The 16433-nt window shown below is 49.8% G+C and carries 15 protein-coding genes; 7 read left to right on the top strand and 8 right to left on the bottom strand.

Annotation, left to right across the window (positions count from 1 at the left end):
* Window positions 1-7: 7 nt before the first annotated feature.
* On the top strand, window positions 8-1276 hold the full coding sequence (locus tag NDA01_RS00230; protein WP_431193261.1) for an LCP family protein: 1269 nt from the start codon (window positions 8-10) through the stop codon (window positions 1274-1276).
* On the opposite strand, the gene NDA01_RS00225 is transcribed toward NDA01_RS00230, so the two are convergent.
* Window positions 1273-2223, bottom strand: coding sequence for an alpha/beta fold hydrolase (locus NDA01_RS00225; RefSeq protein WP_431193260.1), 951 nt, complete (start codon window positions 2221-2223; stop codon window positions 1273-1275). The genes NDA01_RS00230 and NDA01_RS00225 overlap by 4 nt on opposite strands.
* A 173-nt stretch (window positions 2224-2396) precedes the next feature.
* Here NDA01_RS00225 and NDA01_RS00220 point away from each other — a divergent pair, with 173 nt between their 5' ends.
* Together NDA01_RS00220 and NDA01_RS00215 are read left to right on the top strand one after the other, a co-directional pair.
* Window positions 2397-2717, top strand: coding sequence for a gas vesicle protein (locus NDA01_RS00220; protein ID WP_348226446.1), 321 nt, complete (start codon window positions 2397-2399; stop codon window positions 2715-2717).
* Between the two features lie 7 nt (window positions 2718-2724).
* A complete protein-coding gene (locus tag NDA01_RS00215) occupies window positions 2725-3438 on the top strand; it encodes a hypothetical protein (RefSeq protein ID WP_348226445.1) in 714 nt (237 codons plus the stop codon).
* On the opposite strand, the gene NDA01_RS00210 is transcribed toward NDA01_RS00215, so the two are convergent.
* Window positions 3435-4517, bottom strand: coding sequence for a hypothetical protein (locus NDA01_RS00210; RefSeq protein WP_348226444.1), 1083 nt, complete (start codon window positions 4515-4517; stop codon window positions 3435-3437). The two genes, NDA01_RS00215 and NDA01_RS00210, sit on opposite strands and share 4 nt — an antisense overlap.
* Window positions 4518-4969: 452 nt before the next feature.
* On the opposite strand from NDA01_RS00210, the gene NDA01_RS00205 reads away from it, so the two are divergent.
* Both NDA01_RS00205 and NDA01_RS00200 read left to right on the top strand, forming a co-directional pair.
* Window positions 4970-6409 (top strand): phosphoglucomutase/phosphomannomutase family protein, encoded by a 1440-nt coding sequence (locus NDA01_RS00205; RefSeq protein ID WP_348226443.1) that lies wholly within the window; start codon window positions 4970-4972, stop codon window positions 6407-6409.
* 174 nt (window positions 6410-6583) lie between these two features.
* Window positions 6584-6868 (top strand): lipopolysaccharide assembly protein LapA domain-containing protein, encoded by a 285-nt coding sequence (locus tag NDA01_RS00200; protein WP_190553805.1) that lies wholly within the window; start codon window positions 6584-6586, stop codon window positions 6866-6868.
* A 15-nt stretch (window positions 6869-6883) separates the two neighbouring features.
* On the opposite strand, the gene sppA is transcribed toward NDA01_RS00200, so the two are convergent.
* The 4 genes from sppA to cbiB all read right to left on the bottom strand — a co-directional run bounded on the left by sppA (window position 6884) and on the right by cbiB (window position 11719).
* Entirely contained in the window at window positions 6884-8698 is a 1815-nt protein-coding gene (sppA, locus tag NDA01_RS00195) for a signal peptide peptidase SppA (RefSeq protein ID WP_348226442.1), read from the bottom strand.
* Between the two features lie 168 nt (window positions 8699-8866).
* Window positions 8867-9916, bottom strand: coding sequence for a type 2 isopentenyl-diphosphate Delta-isomerase (gene fni / locus NDA01_RS00190; protein ID WP_348226441.1), 1050 nt, complete (start codon window positions 9914-9916; stop codon window positions 8867-8869).
* Between the two features lie 129 nt (window positions 9917-10045).
* Window positions 10046-10603: a bifunctional pyr operon transcriptional regulator/uracil phosphoribosyltransferase PyrR gene (pyrR, locus tag NDA01_RS00185; RefSeq protein ID WP_348226440.1), complete on the bottom strand. Its 558-nt coding sequence runs from the start codon at window positions 10601-10603 to the stop codon at window positions 10046-10048.
* A gap of 57 nt (window positions 10604-10660) precedes the next feature.
* Window positions 10661-11719, bottom strand: coding sequence for an adenosylcobinamide-phosphate synthase CbiB (cbiB, locus tag NDA01_RS00180; protein ID WP_348226439.1), 1059 nt, complete (start codon window positions 11717-11719; stop codon window positions 10661-10663).
* Between the two features lie 99 nt (window positions 11720-11818).
* On the opposite strand from cbiB, the gene NDA01_RS00175 reads away from it, so the two are divergent.
* A complete protein-coding gene (locus tag NDA01_RS00175) occupies window positions 11819-12385 on the top strand; it encodes a CU044_2847 family protein (protein ID WP_348226438.1) in 567 nt (188 codons plus the stop codon).
* Between the two features lie 147 nt (window positions 12386-12532).
* Here NDA01_RS00175 and NDA01_RS00170 read toward each other — a convergent pair whose 3' ends face one another.
* The gene (locus tag NDA01_RS00170; protein ID WP_348226437.1) at window positions 12533-12976 is read right to left on the bottom strand and encodes an Rrf2 family transcriptional regulator; all 444 of its coding nucleotides are present in this window, start codon (window positions 12974-12976) and stop codon (window positions 12533-12535) included.
* 518 nt (window positions 12977-13494) lie between these two features.
* Between NDA01_RS00170 and NDA01_RS00165 the strand changes: the two genes are divergently transcribed.
* Window positions 13495-13890 (top strand): AbrB family transcriptional regulator, encoded by a 396-nt coding sequence (locus NDA01_RS00165; RefSeq protein WP_190432230.1) that lies wholly within the window; start codon window positions 13495-13497, stop codon window positions 13888-13890.
* Window positions 13891-14224: 334 nt separating this feature from the next.
* Here NDA01_RS00165 and NDA01_RS00160 read toward each other — a convergent pair whose 3' ends face one another.
* Entirely contained in the window at window positions 14225-16153 is a 1929-nt protein-coding gene (locus NDA01_RS00160) for a chloride channel protein (RefSeq protein WP_348226436.1), read from the bottom strand.
* Between the last annotated feature and the right edge of the window lie 280 nt (window positions 16154-16433).

The following is a 16433-nucleotide window of genomic DNA, read 5'->3' as shown; positions in this document are numbered from 1 at the left end:
GGTCGCTATGTTATCAGCGACGGCTGGAGCTTTGTTGGCGGTATCTCTGGCAACCACCCCACTGATGCAGAGTAAACTCAGCGCTGAAGAAGCAGCAGTCTTTGGGCAAGGCGAGAGCATTTCCAGCAATCCTAACTTCCGCTTACCTCAACTCACCCGTCCCGTCAGCATTCTGATATTGGGCGCTAAGGTCCTCTCCACCGACGTCCAAAATCCGCCTGCTTACGCGCGTAACTTAGGTTATCAAGCCACAATCAACTCGCTTGATGGTTTGACTGACACCATGTTGCTGGTTCGGTTCGATCCAGACAGCAAAAAGTTAGCGGTACTATCCATTCCTCGCGACACCCGCGCCTATGTGGAAGGATATGGAGTCACCAAGATTAATGAAGCGAACTACTATGGTGGTCCTGCCCTCAGCGCCAAAGCTACTAGCGAGTTACTCGATGGCGTGGGTATCGATCGCTATGTTCGGATCAATGTGCAGGGAATTGAAAAACTAATCGATGCTTTGGGTGGTGTCACGGTCTATATCCCCAAAGACATGAAGTATCAGGATGACAGCCAACACCTCTACATTAATCTCAAGGCTGGCAAACGTCGCTTAAACGGCAACCAAGCTCTACAGTTTTTGCGGTTTCGCTACGACGAGAATGGAGATATTGGCCGCATTCAACGCCAGCAAATGCTGATGCGAGCCTTAATGGAGCAAGCGCTCAATCCGGTTACCTTGGCTCGCGTCCCCAAGATTTTGTCTGTGATTCAGTCGCACCTCGACACAAATCTGAGCGTAGAAGAGTTAATGGCTTTGGTCGGATTTGCCACTCAGACCAACCGCTCTAACGTAAAGATGCTGATGGTGCCTGGCGACTTTAGCGCTCCAGGAGAATTCCAAGCAAGTTATTGGGTTCCTGATCAGGATCGCATTCAATCACTGATGGCTCAGCACTTCAATCTTGGTGTGGGTAGTGCTTTGCCCACCAACCCCGCCTATTTGCGAGTCGCGATCCAAGACAGCACCCGTGAGTCTGCGGCTACAGATGGCGTGATGAGTGCGCTAAATCAGGCAGGATATGAGAATGTTTCCGTCAATGATCCTTGGACCGAACCGCTGAATGTGACGCGGATTGTGGCCCAACAAGGAGATGCCGAAAGCGCCGAAGCCTTGCGCCAAGTTTTAGGAGTTGGTGAAGTCCGCATCGAGAGCACAGGGGCTTTGCAATCGGATGTCACGATCCAAGTCGGTAAGGACTGGCTGCGCCAGCAAAGCCGCTAAGGTACAGCTTGCTCGGAGTGAGTCGCCTGAGTCATAATCCACTCCTGCAAAATTGGATTTACCCGCTCTGGAGCTTCGTCTTGCGGACAGTGCCCTAAGCCCTCCAGCGCAATAAATTGCTGGACTTGGGGAAACTTGGCGAACTCCTGCCCCAAAGCGATCGGCTCCCAAGGATCTTCGGCCCCCCAAAGAATAATCGCGGGACAAGGTAAGACGGGTAGTAAGTCCTCTGGCAATGGCCCCTGAGAGTAGCGCGTAAAGGCCAAAAAGACTGCTGCCGCTCCTGCATCCACGGTGGGAGCCATCAATAAATCCACTAGTTCATCCGAAACCGCGGCTGGATCTCGATACGCCTGCAACAAAATTTTCCGCACCACCTTGCGTTGCGCTAGACGACTAAAAAAGAACTGCCCAATCCAACTCACGCCCAGTAAACGCTGTAGCACCGGGGCACCGACTCGACGATGCCAGGGCAATCCCAACCGCTTGCGATCGTGCAGTAGCCGTAAGGAACAGTTGAGTAAAGCAACTCCTAAAGCAATTTCTGGCCGATCCACCGCTGCTTGCATCGCCACAATGCAACCAATCGAATTCCCCACCAGAAAAGCAGGACCGCCGACCACTTCTTGGCAAAAATCGGCAACTTGTTGGCCCCAAGTTTCCATCGTGTACTCGATTTGCTCCCCAGGCTGCAATGGGCCAGGTTTCGGTTTAGCCGAACCCCCAAAGCCAATCAGATCTAGGGCGTAAACGCGGCAGGTACTGGCTAGAGCGGGAATATTCTTGCGCCAGTGTCCCCAGGATGCCCCAAAACCATGTACTAGGACAACGGCAGGCCCGCGATCGCCTTGGGTATGGTAGGAAATCGGAAATCCCTGCCAGTTCCAGGTCAAGGCAGTGAGATGGGAGTAAGTCACGGCTGAGGCATTAGAAACGGGGGGCATCATGGAATTTCTAGAGAACTACTGGCGAAACTGCATAAGCTTCAATCTTTATTGTGGCAACAAGCCTGCCGGAATGCGCGGTAATGGCTAGAACATGGGCTGGAGTACCAAGCAACCCCCAAGGTTTGGGAATACTAAGCAGCAAAATGCCAGAGAGTTCGCCAGGGAGTTCGAAGATGCTACAAAGACCCAGCCGCCCCAATATCATTACCCCTAAGATCAGCACAATGCCGCGTCAGCAAACAGAAGCGACGGTGTATCTGGATGTCTATAAGCTAGTAGTAGAGCGCAGACGGCTGGAACAGGAACGACAAAAAATTGAGCAGCGCAGCCAGCAAATCAATCAGCGGCTGACACAACTCGATCAACAAATTGTGGTGTTGGAAACAACCTTGCAGCAAATGCGGTCAGGTATAGTTCCTGAGGCACGACCGATCCCTCCTCAAGCCAAAGCTGATCAAACAGAAATCTTCGACATGCTGTTCTTGGAATATTAATTGCCCTGTGAAACATTTTCCGGCGAAGTTTTACGTTCTCTGGCTTGGTATTTTGGTGCCCCTGCTAGGTTGCAATTCAGTACCTCAACAAACATCATCTAGTCCCCCGGCAAGTGTTGCTGGTAGTCCCAGTGCTACAGCTATAGCCAGCCCCAGCGATCGCCCTGCACCAACTCAGCCGCCTACCCCAGCCCAAACGATTTCCGCGAAAGGTATTGGAGCGGCTCAATTTGGCATGACGTTAGGAGAGGTGAAGCAGGCGTTAGGGCCAGAAACATCCTTCAAGGTTGAGTCACCCTACATTGTTGACTTTGATGCGATCGCGGTGCAGCAAGGAAAAGAAACCCTGTTTTACATCCTGTATCCGGCTGTCACCCAACTAGCGGATACAGATAAGTTTGAAATTTTGCTAACAGATAATCCTCAGTTCCAAACGGCTGAGGGTGTTGGCCCTGGCATGGCACTCCAGCAGGCCGAAACTATTTATGGTCAGGCAACGCTGTCTTACCATACGGCCAACGAGTCGAGAGAGTACGTGAAGTTCGCTCAGCAGCCCGCTGACAGGATTCATTTCCGCCCTCAGACCCAAGATAAAGCTCAATTTGCAGGCATCTACCCTTCACCGACGCAGGAATACAACGAGACTCAAGCGTTTGCACCAGATGCCGCGCTCAAGACGGTAGAAATCCTTTGCCCAGCTCAGAATTGTTTGAAACCTTAATTCTGAAAGACTTCAGCGGAAAACATCTCAGTCAAGGTACGGAGGTAGGGTAAAAATAGCGCTAGATGATCTGGGGTGAGGCGATCGTGCATTTCCCAGCCCAGCGTTTGTAGCATGTCTTGCACCAACTTCCAACTGACGTTGAGGCGGGGATAAAGCATGACACAAAGCGGGAAGAGTTCTTGTTGCACCGAGCGAATGCTGTCTTCCAAAATGCACAGGCAGAGATACACCTGGAACATTTCCACATCACGGATGCTAGAAACTCGAACGGATGATGAGTTGAGTAAGCCACTATAGCTCTCATAACCCGGATTTGATCGCCCCACTTGGCTGCAAACCGCATGAGCAATTTTGGTGCTCACAGGTAATAGAGCCTGTACTGCTTCTAAGACGGGGGAGCCAAGGTCATGCTCTGCCGCTGCTCTGTAAGCATCCCGCAAAGGCATATACATGTGGTCATCCATAACCTTGAAGTAAGGCTCTAGCAGCGATCGCTCTGTCGGCGGCAACTTTTCTAGCAACATTTTGCCAGTGTAGTGAAACTGCATGCTGACAAAACCGATCGCGCGTGGGTCTTGAGCTGTGTATTTGCGCCGCACTCGGCCAAAGTCATTTCCCACTACCACTGACAACCGCCGAGGAGTGATGCGCTCGGCGTAAGCATCTAATGACTTCTTGAATAAGTTGTGAGCATCGGCCGCGATTTGCCAAGGGTCGATCAAGCTGGGGTCAATATCGTGGCGCTCCATTTCTTCGGAGAGCAACGTTTCTGTGGTGGACCAAGCCTGAGCGCTGGCTAAGGTTAACTGCTTGAGTAGCTTGCTGGCAGTGAGAGTGCGCCCCTCTTTTGAATTGACCGCCGCCAGGTTATCACTCGTTTTTAGTTGCTCTGTCGTTTCCTTAGAAGTGACGGCAACGACGTATTTTCTGGCCCAAATGGCTGCTAAGGAATGAACCTTAGATTCTGGTACTGCCCCCCTGGAACCTGAGCTTGGTGCTGCAATCCGTTGCAGCTGAGACGGCAATGCCATAGACGGTTGCTCTTTAGCCGCAGTAGATGCCAGGGAATGAGTCATTACCAAATCCACAATTATCAACAGGGTTTTTGAATTTAGAAATCAAAACTTGATCATCTCAAGCGGCGGCTGAGTCATTCAGCACCAATAAGCAAGGAAGAAAATACGCAGATATTTACAGTTTTCTGAGAAATGCTCTATTAGACATCAAGTATCCTGTATTTTTGCTGAAAAGTAAAACAGACTGTTGAGAATCTTCAATCTTGGGAAGATAAATTGGAAACTCAATTCAGTCTGAAGCCAGAAATTAGCCGCTGTCGGCATGATTTATGAGAAAAGTCTACCTTCCTTAAGGTATAAATTGTGTCAATAGTGTCTCACTCTAGTTACATAAAATTTCGTAAACCAGGACTAGTTACGTTAATGGCAAGGCGTAATGCCAGCGCAGATTGCTACACCTGGGACCGAAAGGTTCTTGTACTATTGAGGGTGAATTAAGCAAAGTGGCAACTATGAGTGCAGGCAGCAATTCGAAAGCGATTAAGTTTGGTACGGATGGATGGCGAGGGATCATTGCTGACGACTTTACCTTTGCTAATGTACGGCGGGTAACACGCGCGATCGCCAGCTATCTCAAAACCGCTTACTCCCAGGATCGACCGGTTTTAATTGGCTATGACACTCGCTTCTTAGCAGATGAGTTTGCTCAAACGGCTGCTGAAGTGTTGGCAGAGTTAGGTTGGACTGTCAAAATCGTGGATCGGGACTGCCCAACGCCTGTCATTGCCTATAACGCTCGTCACCTCAACTCAGCCGGAGCGCTCATGTTCACGGCGAGTCACAATCCTGCCCCCTACTGCGGGATTAAGTACATTCCTGACTATGCGGGTCCTGCAACGACCGAAATTACAGATACGATTGTCGCCAATATTGAAGGAGCAAGTGACGCGCCTGTATCGACTGGCAATGGCGATCGCATTTCTACCTTTGACCCCAAGCCAGAATATTTAAAGTTCATCTATACGCTTTTAGATGTCGAGCGGATTCGCAGCGCTAAGCTCAAGGTGAAGTATGACGCGCTCTACTCTACTTCACGGGGTTATTTGGATGAAGTGCTGATGCACTGTGGCTGCGAAATAGAAGCGTTCCACACTTACAGAGATGTGCTGTTTGGTGGGGGTATGCCTGAGCCGAAAGGGGAGCAGCTAGAAGAGTTGGTTGCAGCCGTGAAGCGCGATCACGCGGACCTGGGCTTGGCGACAGATGGAGATAGCGATCGCTTTGGCATTGTGGATGAGCAAGGCAATGTCTTGACTCCCAACACGGTGCTGCTGTTGTTGGCCCGCCATTTGGTCAAGAATAAAGGCAAAAATGGCGCAATCGTGCGGACTGTGGCTACGACCCATCTGCTAGATAATTTTGCCGCTAAGTATGGCTTAGAAATTCACGAAACGGCGGTTGGCTTCAAGTATGTCGGCCAGAAGATGCGGGAAACCACGGTTCTAATCGGTGGTGAGGAGTCGGGTGGTCTTAGCATCATCGACCATATCCCTGAGAAAGATGGGGTTTTGGCAGATATGTTGGTGGCTGAGGCGATCGCTTATGCAGGTAAGCCTTTGAGCCAGTTGGTAACAGAAGTTATCGCCGAAGCAGGTGGTCCGCTCTACAACAAGCGTCTCGACTTGCACTTGGAAAACCCTCACAAGGAAGCGGTTTTGGAATCTTTCACTAAGAATCCACCGTCGGAAGTGGCAGGGATTAAGGTGAAGGAAGTGGGTCGCAAGGATGGCATTAAGCTTTACCTAGAAGACGGTAGCTGGGTGTTGCTACGTCCCTCTGGAACTGAGCCGTTGATGCGGGTTTATATGGAGACAAATTCTCCTGAGAAGGAAACCCAGATTGCTCAGCATATGGATCGGGTAATTCATCAGATTCAACCTGTGGGTGTTTAGGAAAAGCCTTGGGGGCAAGCGCCCCCAAACCCCCGCTGAGGGACGGTTGCGTCCCCCAGACCCCCTCCAAAGGTAACTTCGGTGTCTTTAGTTGGGGAACTTCTGTCTCCTAATTTCTGACTCCTGACTCCCTCTTCTCCTTTCATCCTTCCTCTTTCTCCTCACCCCCTACCAATGGTTAATCTACTCGCCTCACTACTTTTGGCTGCCTGGGTTGTGGCGATCGCCATTGTTTCGGTGCAGAATTTTACGCCTGTCTCTTTTGAGTTTCTGCTGTTTAAGTCGGTGGAAATTCCGTTTGGGATTGTGCTGGCGTTTAGTGTGGGACTGGGTATGGTTGGGATGGCGCTGCTCCAGTTTCTATGGGGTTTCAGCAGCTCTAGTCGGGGTTACTCTGGTTCCTCAGTCAATCCGGGTGGAAGGGCTCAGAGTGACGATAGCTGGTCTGAAGATTGGTAAAACTCAGGCTCCGATCTAATCGATCCGTAGGTTGAGGGGTAGGCGGGCATAGACACCAAGAGAATCGTTGAAGGCTTTCAGGGTGGACCAATCTTGTTGCACTTTGAGCAACTCGGCTGTGAATGGATCGACTTTTTCGGTAGCTGTTTCAGCAACCTGAGCGGCTGGATCACCGATGAGCCGCTTGAGAATTTGATCTTCTAGACTGCGGGTTTTAGGATATTCTTCTAGTTTCCAGTCATCGCCCAACTTGGCTCGCTTGGCGGCATCTTCGACGGCAGCATTGAGACCACCGATCGCGTCGACTAAGCCGAGTTGTTTGGCGGATGTGCCTGACCACACTCGTCCTTGAGCTAAGGTTGCTACTTTCTGTTTGGGCAGTTTGCGAGATTCAGCAACTTTGGTCAGGAAGCGGTCATAAATTCGATCGACGACGCGCTGATGTACGGCTAATTCTTGGGAAGTTCTAGGGCGTGTAATGCCTTCGCTATCAGCAAAGCGGGCGGTCTTCACCACATCCCAAGTAATGCCTTGGGCGTTGGCTAGTTTTTGCACGTTGGGCAAGAGGCCGAATACGCCGATGGAACCAGTGATCGTATTAGGTTCGGCGAAGATCCGATCGGCATAGGTGGAGATCCAGTAACCACCGGACGCGGCCACATCTCCCATTGACACCACAATCGGTTTGACTTTCTTAATTAGAACAACTTCTCGCTGAATCACTTCGGAAGCGGTGACGCTACCACCAGGGCTGTTCACTCGTAGTACGACTGCTTTGACATCATCGTCGAGCCGCAGTTCTCGCAGTTGTCTAGCTAAGCGATCGCCTCCGACCGAGCTAGGGCCGCCAATCCCTTCTACAATGTCGCCTTCGGCATATACCACCGCGACTTGATTGCTGGAAGATTTTTCCGTGTCGGATTCAACCGCTCTGGCATAGGTCGGCAAGCTAATTTGCCGGAAGGAGCGCTCGTCTTCGTCGCTGTCCGTCATTTGCTTCAACTCGGCCACAACTTCATCGAAGTAAGCCACTTTATCAACTAAGCGCCGTTGCAAAGCTTCTTCGGCTAACAAAACGCCTTGGTTATCGGCGATCGCTTGAATTTGCTGAGGCTTGAGTTTACGGTCTTTGCTGACGGTGGTGGAGAACTCGCTCCAGAGGTCTCCTAGGAGCTTGGCCGTTTGTTCCCGACTGGCAGAGCTTTGCTTAGTGAGGAGGAAAGGTTCTACGGCTGATTTGTACTTGCCAACTCTAGTGACCTGAACACCGACCCCATACTTTTGCAAAGCTCCGGTGTAGAAAGTTGGCTGGGAACTAAACCCGTTCAGTTCCATTGAACCAATTGGATTGAGTACAACAGTGTTGGCAACTGAGCCGAGGTAATACTCTCTCTCTCCCCACTCCATGTCGTAGGCAATAATCTTTTTGCCCTTGGCCCGAAACTCCTCTAGCGCTTCCCGCACTTCCTTCAAGGTCGCCAAGCCAGAACTGCTACTACCCGTGCTCATGTTGCCATACAGGTAAAGCGCGATAATCCGGTCGTCCTGAGTCGCTTCCTCAATCGCTTGCAGCACTGTCTGGAGAGAGACGGAGTCATTATTGTCGTTCGATAACGCTTCACTAATCGCCTGACTCGTACTAGTGGCAGGCTTGGAATCGGTAATGTTCAGGGATAAATCAAACGTTAGAACGGACTTGTTTCTCACCTGGGGGCCTGAGTCAACTGACGCAGCAGCAATGAGCAAAAATATTAGCCCCCCTACTCCTAGACTGCAAAAGAGGATCAGCCCTGCCAAACTAGCAAAGGTGTATTTGAGAAAGTCACGCATTGAGAGAATCCCTGGCAAAAGTGAATAGCGCCTCAGCAAGCATCAGGCTTCAAGGAGAAACTAACTGGTCAAGCTTTAGCTAGGTGCCTAAAACATTCCTCTATGCTAGTTGCTCTCTCACGAAGCCGCCGCTCTTTCAGCATGCCCAAACTCAGGTTGAAAGGTGAGCTAGACCTTCAATTCCAGAGCTTGCGATCGCCTGAGCGCTTCAATAGTGGGGCTGCCTGTACAGAAGAGTACCGTTTCGATCTCGGCAATCAGCACCTCTGCCAGTTCCGCCAAAGCGGTTTCTGACTCACAAGCTGCCTGCAAGAAAGGCTGGGCCAAACCTGCCAAATCTGCACCTAAGGCGATCGCTTTAGCCACTTCTAAGCCATCGCGCAAACCACCGGAGGCGATGAGGGGGATGGTAGGGGCGATTGCCCGGATGCTGGTGATGCATTCTGCGGTGGGCAAACCCCACTCGGCAAACGTCGCGCCTAAGCGTCGTTGTTTGGCATCTGTAGCCCGTTCACTCTCCACCTTGGCCCAGGAAGTCCCGCCTGCACCTGCCACATCAATGGCTTGCACTCCAGCCTCAATCAGCTTTTGCGCCATTGCTCCCGAGATGCCATTGCCGACTTCTTTGGCAATCACCGGAACGGGCAATTTCTGGCAAAGCGTGGCAATTTTAGCGAGTAAGCCTCGGAAGTTAGTGTCGCCTTTGGTCTGCACACACTCTTGCAACGGATTCAAGTGCAGAATCAGAGCATCGGCTTCTAGCCAATCAATCACCCGCAAACATTGATCTAGGCCATAGCTGTAGTTCAGTTGCACCGCGCCCAGGTTCGCGAATAGCAAAATATCGGGGGCAAGCGATCGCACATTGAAGGTCGGCGCGACTTCTGGGTTCTCGACTGCAACCCGCTGCGAACCAACCCCCATCGCAATTTTGTAGTGCTGCGCGACGGTGGCGAGGCGGTAATTAATGGTTTTGGCTAGCTCTGTGCCGCCTGTCATGGAGGAAATCAGCAAGGGAGCTGCCAGCGGTTTACCCAGAAATTGAGTGGTTAGATTAATCTCGCTGCGGTCAATCTCTGGCAAGCAGCAATGGGTAAAGCGATAGCGCTCTAGTCCATTTGTCGCCTGATGACATTGCACGTTTTCATCTAAACAGATGCGGATGTGATCAGCTTTGCGGGATTGGGTTTCGGTGGGGGAAGTGAGGGGCGCGTTCACAAAAGACCAATGAGTCAAGCAAAAGGGAAGTCTTGATCAGAATACCTTGGATGGCAGCACTCCAGACACTTCCCTCTATTCAGCAATCAGGTTCAGCAATCGAGTTCAGTAATCAAGTCATCCAGGCAATTAACCACCCCAGCCATCGGGCTTACGAGGAATCAGCTCTACTCCATCTCGGCCATCCAAGTCTTGCAGGTACACTTTCACTTTCTCTTCTTTCGCAGTGGGTAGTTTTTTCCCTGTGAAGTCTGGGTGAATCGGCAACTCTCGATGACCGCGATCGACTAAAACGGCGAGCCAAATTTCTGGCGGTCTACCGTAGTCATTTACTGCATTTAAGGCCGCTCGAATCGTCCGTCCTTTATAGATCACATCATCTACTAAGACTACTGTTTTCCCAGACAGATCAAAGGGAATATCGGTTTTATCGGGGGTACGCACCCCAATTTCATCTAAATCATCTCGATAAAACGTGATGTCTAAAGCTCCCACTGGCACCTGCACCTGCTCTAGAACCTCGATTTGTCGTGCTAATGCATAAGCCAAGGGCACGCCTCTAGTGCGAATCCCTAATAAAACCAACTGAGACAAATCATTCGCTTTTTCGACAATTTGAGAGGCCAGTCGGGTCAAAGTCCGACGTAATTCCTCGGCTGAAAGAATTTCTATGATTTCGGAGGCCATAAAGTTTCTACTAGGAGCTGTATTCGCCAGAAACACCCTAAGCGGCTTAGGCAAAGTTTAGGGCAACTGGCCTGTAGAGAAAACCATTTCAGACCACAGACTTAAACCCAAAAGTCCCAATCCTAACCAAAGCAAAAAGCTAATGCGGGTCAGTTGCAGCGCTTGGTAAATTTGTTCTGGCGTAATGACGTGAATTGGTTCTCCTAGCAAGGGTTTATGTTTAGCAACGCCGCGATACCAATTGGTGCCTCCCACTTGCACACCCAAAACTGCTGCATAGGCACACTCACTCCAGCCAGAGTTAGGGCTAGCATCGGCGATCGCGTCTCTGCGGCAAATCCGCCACACATATCCTGGTTTTCTGGAGAGCAAGGCTAGCGTCAGCACGACCAGACGGCAGGGGAGCCAAGTCAAGCGATCTTCCATCTGGGCACTAAACCAACCCAAGTGAGTGTAGGGTGCTTCTTTATAACCCACCATTGAGTCTAAGGTGCTGGCAGCTTTGTAAGCGATCGCTAGAGGCACTACTCCAACTCCAGGCAAAGCAGCACCCAGCAAGGCATAGAACAAGGGAGCCATCACTCCATCCGTAGCATTCTCCGTGACGGTTTCCAATATGGCTCGTAACACTTCCGGTTCTGATAAATTCTCCGTATCTCGTCCGACATAAAAGCTCAAACGAGTGCGGGCCTGTGCCAAATCTCCGCTGGATAGAGGCTGCATCACGTCCTCAGCAGCAGACCTCAAGCTCCGCCCCGCGAAACAAGAGGCCAATAGAATGCTTTGCACGGCGATTCCTAGCCCTGCATGAATCCAAGTGGTACCTGTGGCAATCGCCCAACCAACCCAGCCACTGCCAATAACTAGCCCAAGCCCCAAGAAAACCCCTGCCAACCGCTGTCCCGTGGCTGACTTGAGGTAGTGAAACACTATTTCCTGGTAACGAGCGATCGCCCAGCCCATGACCCGCACTGGATGAGGCCAGCCCCAAGGATCGCCGATCACATAATCAATCAACGCCGCGATCGCTAATACCCAAAGGGCGATCGTGGATGGTGGGGTGAATGATTCTAAAGCTGAGAAGAGATGGCTAAAAAAAGATACTCCTGAAGTCATGCCAATAAAGTCAAAAAGGGGTATGGCCCATCGGAGTGTACCTGGCTTTTTTAGGCACAATCAACAGATGCATCTACTCTCGCAGGAAGTTTAATTGCTATGTCCTCCCATCAACTTGTTCCTATTCAGTCTGACGACGGCACAATCATCTACATCGAAGCGCAGCAAAACGTTGAGAATACTCCAATTTCTGACACTCCATCCTACGAAGGCAACGAAGAAGTTGAACAAAAACGGGAAGGAGGAAAGGGATGGCCTGGTATTGCGGCTAAGTCTATGAGTTCCCATAGCTCAATGCAGATGGTGCAGAATACCCTCCGCAGCTACACCGCTTATACACTCAACGCCTTCAAAAACTTTGGGGCTGGCAACATTGATGAAGTCACTCTAGAGTTTGGCATCAATTTTAGTGCAGACGCAGGCGTGCCCTACATCGCCAATGGCAAAGCCCAAAGCAGCATGAAAATTACAGTTAAGTGCTCTTACAACAATCAAGTAGAAGGGGCCGAGGAAAACCCAACTGATGAACTTGCGCAGGGACAGGTCAACTGTTCAGCCAATAGGCAAGTCCATGAGCCAATCCATGAGTCAGCAAACGGAACAGCTTATGGAGAAGTTAGCCGCCAAATTCATAACCATCACAACCAATTTAGGCAGCCAGTTTAGTCCATATTTTACTGATGCAGCGCTGTCGGATCAGTGCATCTCTAAGCGCAGTTAGTATTAAATTTTACCCAGCCTACCAATAGGGCTGATGTTGGAGTCAACACCTAATCGAAAAGGTTGTTGGCTCCTCCTTTTTTGAAACCAAAATTAAACTACAAAACTTGTCGATTCTCCTTGAGCCGCTTGCCAGCTTCGGGCATCATAGTAAAGGTCTTCTAAGGAAATACTGTATAGCGCCTCTTTCAACTTTTGGTGTAAGCGATTCCAGAGGGTAAAGGTCACCCAATCCTCGGCTTGCTCTGCGTCCGGAGCGTAGCGTGACAATGGCTCAATTGTTTCACCAACCGCTTCTAAGATTTGACCCAGAGAGATTTGAGCCGGCGATCGCGCTAGTTGATATCCGCCTTGAGCCCCTCGGAGCGAGTTCACTAACCCCGCTCGACGCATCTCAATCAATAGCTTTTCTAGATAAGGGGCAGGCAAATCTTGGCGACGGGCGATCGTATTGACGGAGGTAGGACCATAACCTGGTTGCAAGCTTAAATCTAATAAGGCTTTAACACTGTAATGACTACGAGTTGTTAGCTTCATTGCTCCCCAAAAAAGTTGCCGTAACAGACGCAACCATTCTCATCTAAAGTGGATGTCGCACCATAAATTACAAAGTCACCCTTAGCAGTAAAATGCAGTAATTTGCCCTCATCTTCTCCTCAGCAAGCTCTGCTTTATTAGTTTTCCTCTTCTGTCTCAGACATCCTAAACCACCTCCGAATAAGAGCAAGGATTTTAATTGTAAATTGCTTCGCCAGCCTCTTCACAAGGGTTGAATAATTCTGCTTCTACCAGCTTGAGGTGACTGTAATAATGATATTTTCTTTGGATCTTAATCAGCAGTTCTAATGCTTATCTGACTTATCTAGACATTACCTATACTTCATAAGTACTAAATCAATAAATTACTTCTTAAAATCAATAGATATTGTGAACAAGCCCGCTTTATCAGTGTAGTATAGTTTTACAAGCTGATACTCAGCTCAGATTTTCATGTCTCAGCGTCGATCAGCAAGAAGTAATCTAGACCCCTTGTTAATTTTTTTAGACTCAAGTTGATGACTAAAAAGAAAAAAATTGAACCTCTGACAGGTGAAGCTCTCCTCAAAAAAGTTAAAGAGTTAGACACTCTTAGTAAGGAAGAAAAAGCGAAGGCATGTGGCTACTACACTCAGACTAAAAGTGGTGTGGAACGAGTCAACATGATGAAGTTTCTCAATGCTCTGATTGATGCTGAAGGCATTGAGTTAGATGGCAAGCAAAATGGTAATGGTCGGGGTGGACGCAGTGCAAGCTACCGCATCAGTGTTCAATCCAATGGCAATTTACTCATCGGCTCTGCTTACACCAAGCAAATGGATCTCCAACCTGGAGACGAATTTGAAATTTCTTTAGGCCGTAAGCATATTCATTTGCGGCAAATTGATCTGCAAGACCAGGAAGCTGCTTCTTAAGTTTCTTATTGCCAAACATCTCAGATTTGAGCGGCAATTTTTGCTAATGAAGCCAGAATCCATCGAATCGTCAACTAGAGTTCCTGCAAGAGTAATCAATCCAAGGCACTCTTGCCGGACTTTTACATTAAATTTGTAATTGTAATTTCTGTGTAGATTCTTTTTATGGAAAATATCGATTGGATGAATTTATCGGCTGCCACATTAGCGATCGCTATCCTCATTGGCGGTATGTTGATGATGTTCACCAGTGTTTGGACGACTAAAAGCAAGAAGTAAAACCTGAATTCGCAGTCGTGAACAAAACTAATTTCTGACGCAGCTCGCTTTGTCATTAAGCGGGCTGCTTTAATGTGGGTAAAGAAATTTCCTCAGAGTTTAAGGGAGCTATGAGGTGTCGCTGTAGCGCTTTGCGAGTAGCAGCCAAGTTGCATGCCAAGGGAATTCGCTCTTGCTCCAACAGGCCTACCACTAGATGAGGAGGCTCTCGATCGACTACGGGAAGCTGGCGCAATCCTCTCGCTCCCATGCGATCGATCGCTTCCGTCACCAACTCATCCTTGTAAGCATACAGCAGCTCACTGGTACAAATTTCCCCCACAGGCTGACTTGCTAATGTTGCTGATGGTTGCGGTGATAGCGCTTCTGCCACCGAATTTGATGTCCTCTCTGGGGCTGCTAGCACTCGATTAATATCTTGCAGCGTCACAATTCCCCTGAGCTGCCCTGTCTCATCCACTAGCAAAGCGCTATGCAGATGCCCACGCAGCAAAATCTCGCTAGCCTCTAGCACAGGTAAAGCATACGGCAGAATGAGCGGAGAAGGTTGCATAGCCTCTTCTACAGTCAGGTGCTTTAAGGCTTCTTGCCCCTGATCCGGCTCAACGTTGACTCCCATCTGCTTCAAATTCAAACCTGGCTTTGAAATAGGCTTCAGCGACTCGATCACCCAGACACTCAAGCCAACAGCGGCCATCAAGGGCAACACAATGCGATAGTCGCGTGTGAGTTCAAACAACAGTAGAATCGCTGTCAAGGGTGCTCGCACACTTCCGGCCAAGACAGCAGCCATGCCCACCATTGCATAGGCAGGGGGTGCGGCAATAGCGATCGCACCAGCAGGCAGAATCGCCGCCAGAATCTTGCCATAACTTGCGCCTAGCACCGCTCCTAAAAACATAGCTGGGGCAAAAATTCCACCCACTAAACCACTGCCCAAACTCAGAGCAGTCAGGGCAAGTTTGAAAGCCAGGAGCAGGAGCAATAAAGGCAACGAAAATTCTACATCTCGGAGCAAAGCCTCAATGGTTTCGTAGCCAATCCCAAGAGTCTGGGGCAGAGCGAGGGCGACTAAACCCACACAAGCTCCACCAATGACGGGATGAACTGGGCGGGGAATGCGGCTCACCCAAGCAAATCCTGAAATTTCACCCCGGAAAAAAGTTTGCGCGAGCTTGATGGTTTGGGTGTAAGCCACCGATACTAAGCTGGCACATAACCCAAGACCGATATAAAGCGGTAATTCTAACGGGCTGCGAACTTCGTAAGCGGGCAAGGCAAAGGCAGGTTGTGCGCCTAAACCGATCTGAGCAATTAATGCTGCCACCACCGCGGCTAAGAGCACGACACTCACCGCTGAGGTGGCAAACGTAGTGCCTAAAACCACTTCAAGCGCAAAAAATACTCCCGCGATCGGTGCATTAAATCCTGCTGCTAGACCTGCCGCTGCCCCTGCTCCTAATAAGAGACGCTGCCGTTCTTGAGATACTTGCAGGATTTGGCCAAGCAAGAGGCCAAAATTAGCGCCAATTTCTACACTCGGTCCTTCTGGGCCTAAAGAAGCTCCGGTGCCCAAGGAAACTGACGCAGCTACCATCTTGGTCACAGGGCGAATGGGAGAAATTTCGCGCTTACCCTGCGTTGCTGCAATGAGAGAGGAAATACCAGGGCCAAAGTCTTGCCAGCGCCAGCGCATAAAGCCAACGATGACACCCCCGAGCATAGGCACACAGGCTAAGGTCCAAGCCCCCCAAGGGGCGATCGCTCCCATCAAATCCTCTAGCATCAAGCTATGGATTAACTCAATTAAATAGTGAAAAGTCACGACTCCCATGCCAGTACCGCCACCAATCAGGATCGCCAAGATGAGCACGACCGTTTCAGGTGTGGGTTGTAAGCGATTGAGAATATGGGCAAAATGAGAAGTAGAGGGGGCTGGCGTCGGTTGCTCAGCCAACCCATCCGGGGCTGGAATCAAAGACATTGAGAGTCAATAGAAAAATTAGATAAAGCTTAACTTTTATGTATTTCTAGTCTTTCATTGTGATTGATCTTGAAGCCTGACGACAAGCATTAAACTCCTGCCAAAGCCAAGAATTCATCAAATGCTAGAACGAATGGATAGATACTATAGGCTGTTACAGCTTAGTTAGGTTAGAGTGATATCGCATTGCCACACTAGCCTTGGAAATTCAGCTAACTGGACGATGTTAGCAATGCCATTTTGCGGAAAACTAGCTGTAAGAGAACCGTCAGAATAAGAT

Source organism: Trichocoleus desertorum AS-A10 (genome assembly GCF_039962155.1).
In the GTDB taxonomy this organism is placed as follows: domain Bacteria; phylum Cyanobacteriota; class Cyanobacteriia; order FACHB-46; family FACHB-46; genus Trichocoleus.
The sequence above is the reverse complement of the archived record's forward strand: the minus strand, read 5'-3'. Positions and strand labels throughout refer to the sequence as shown.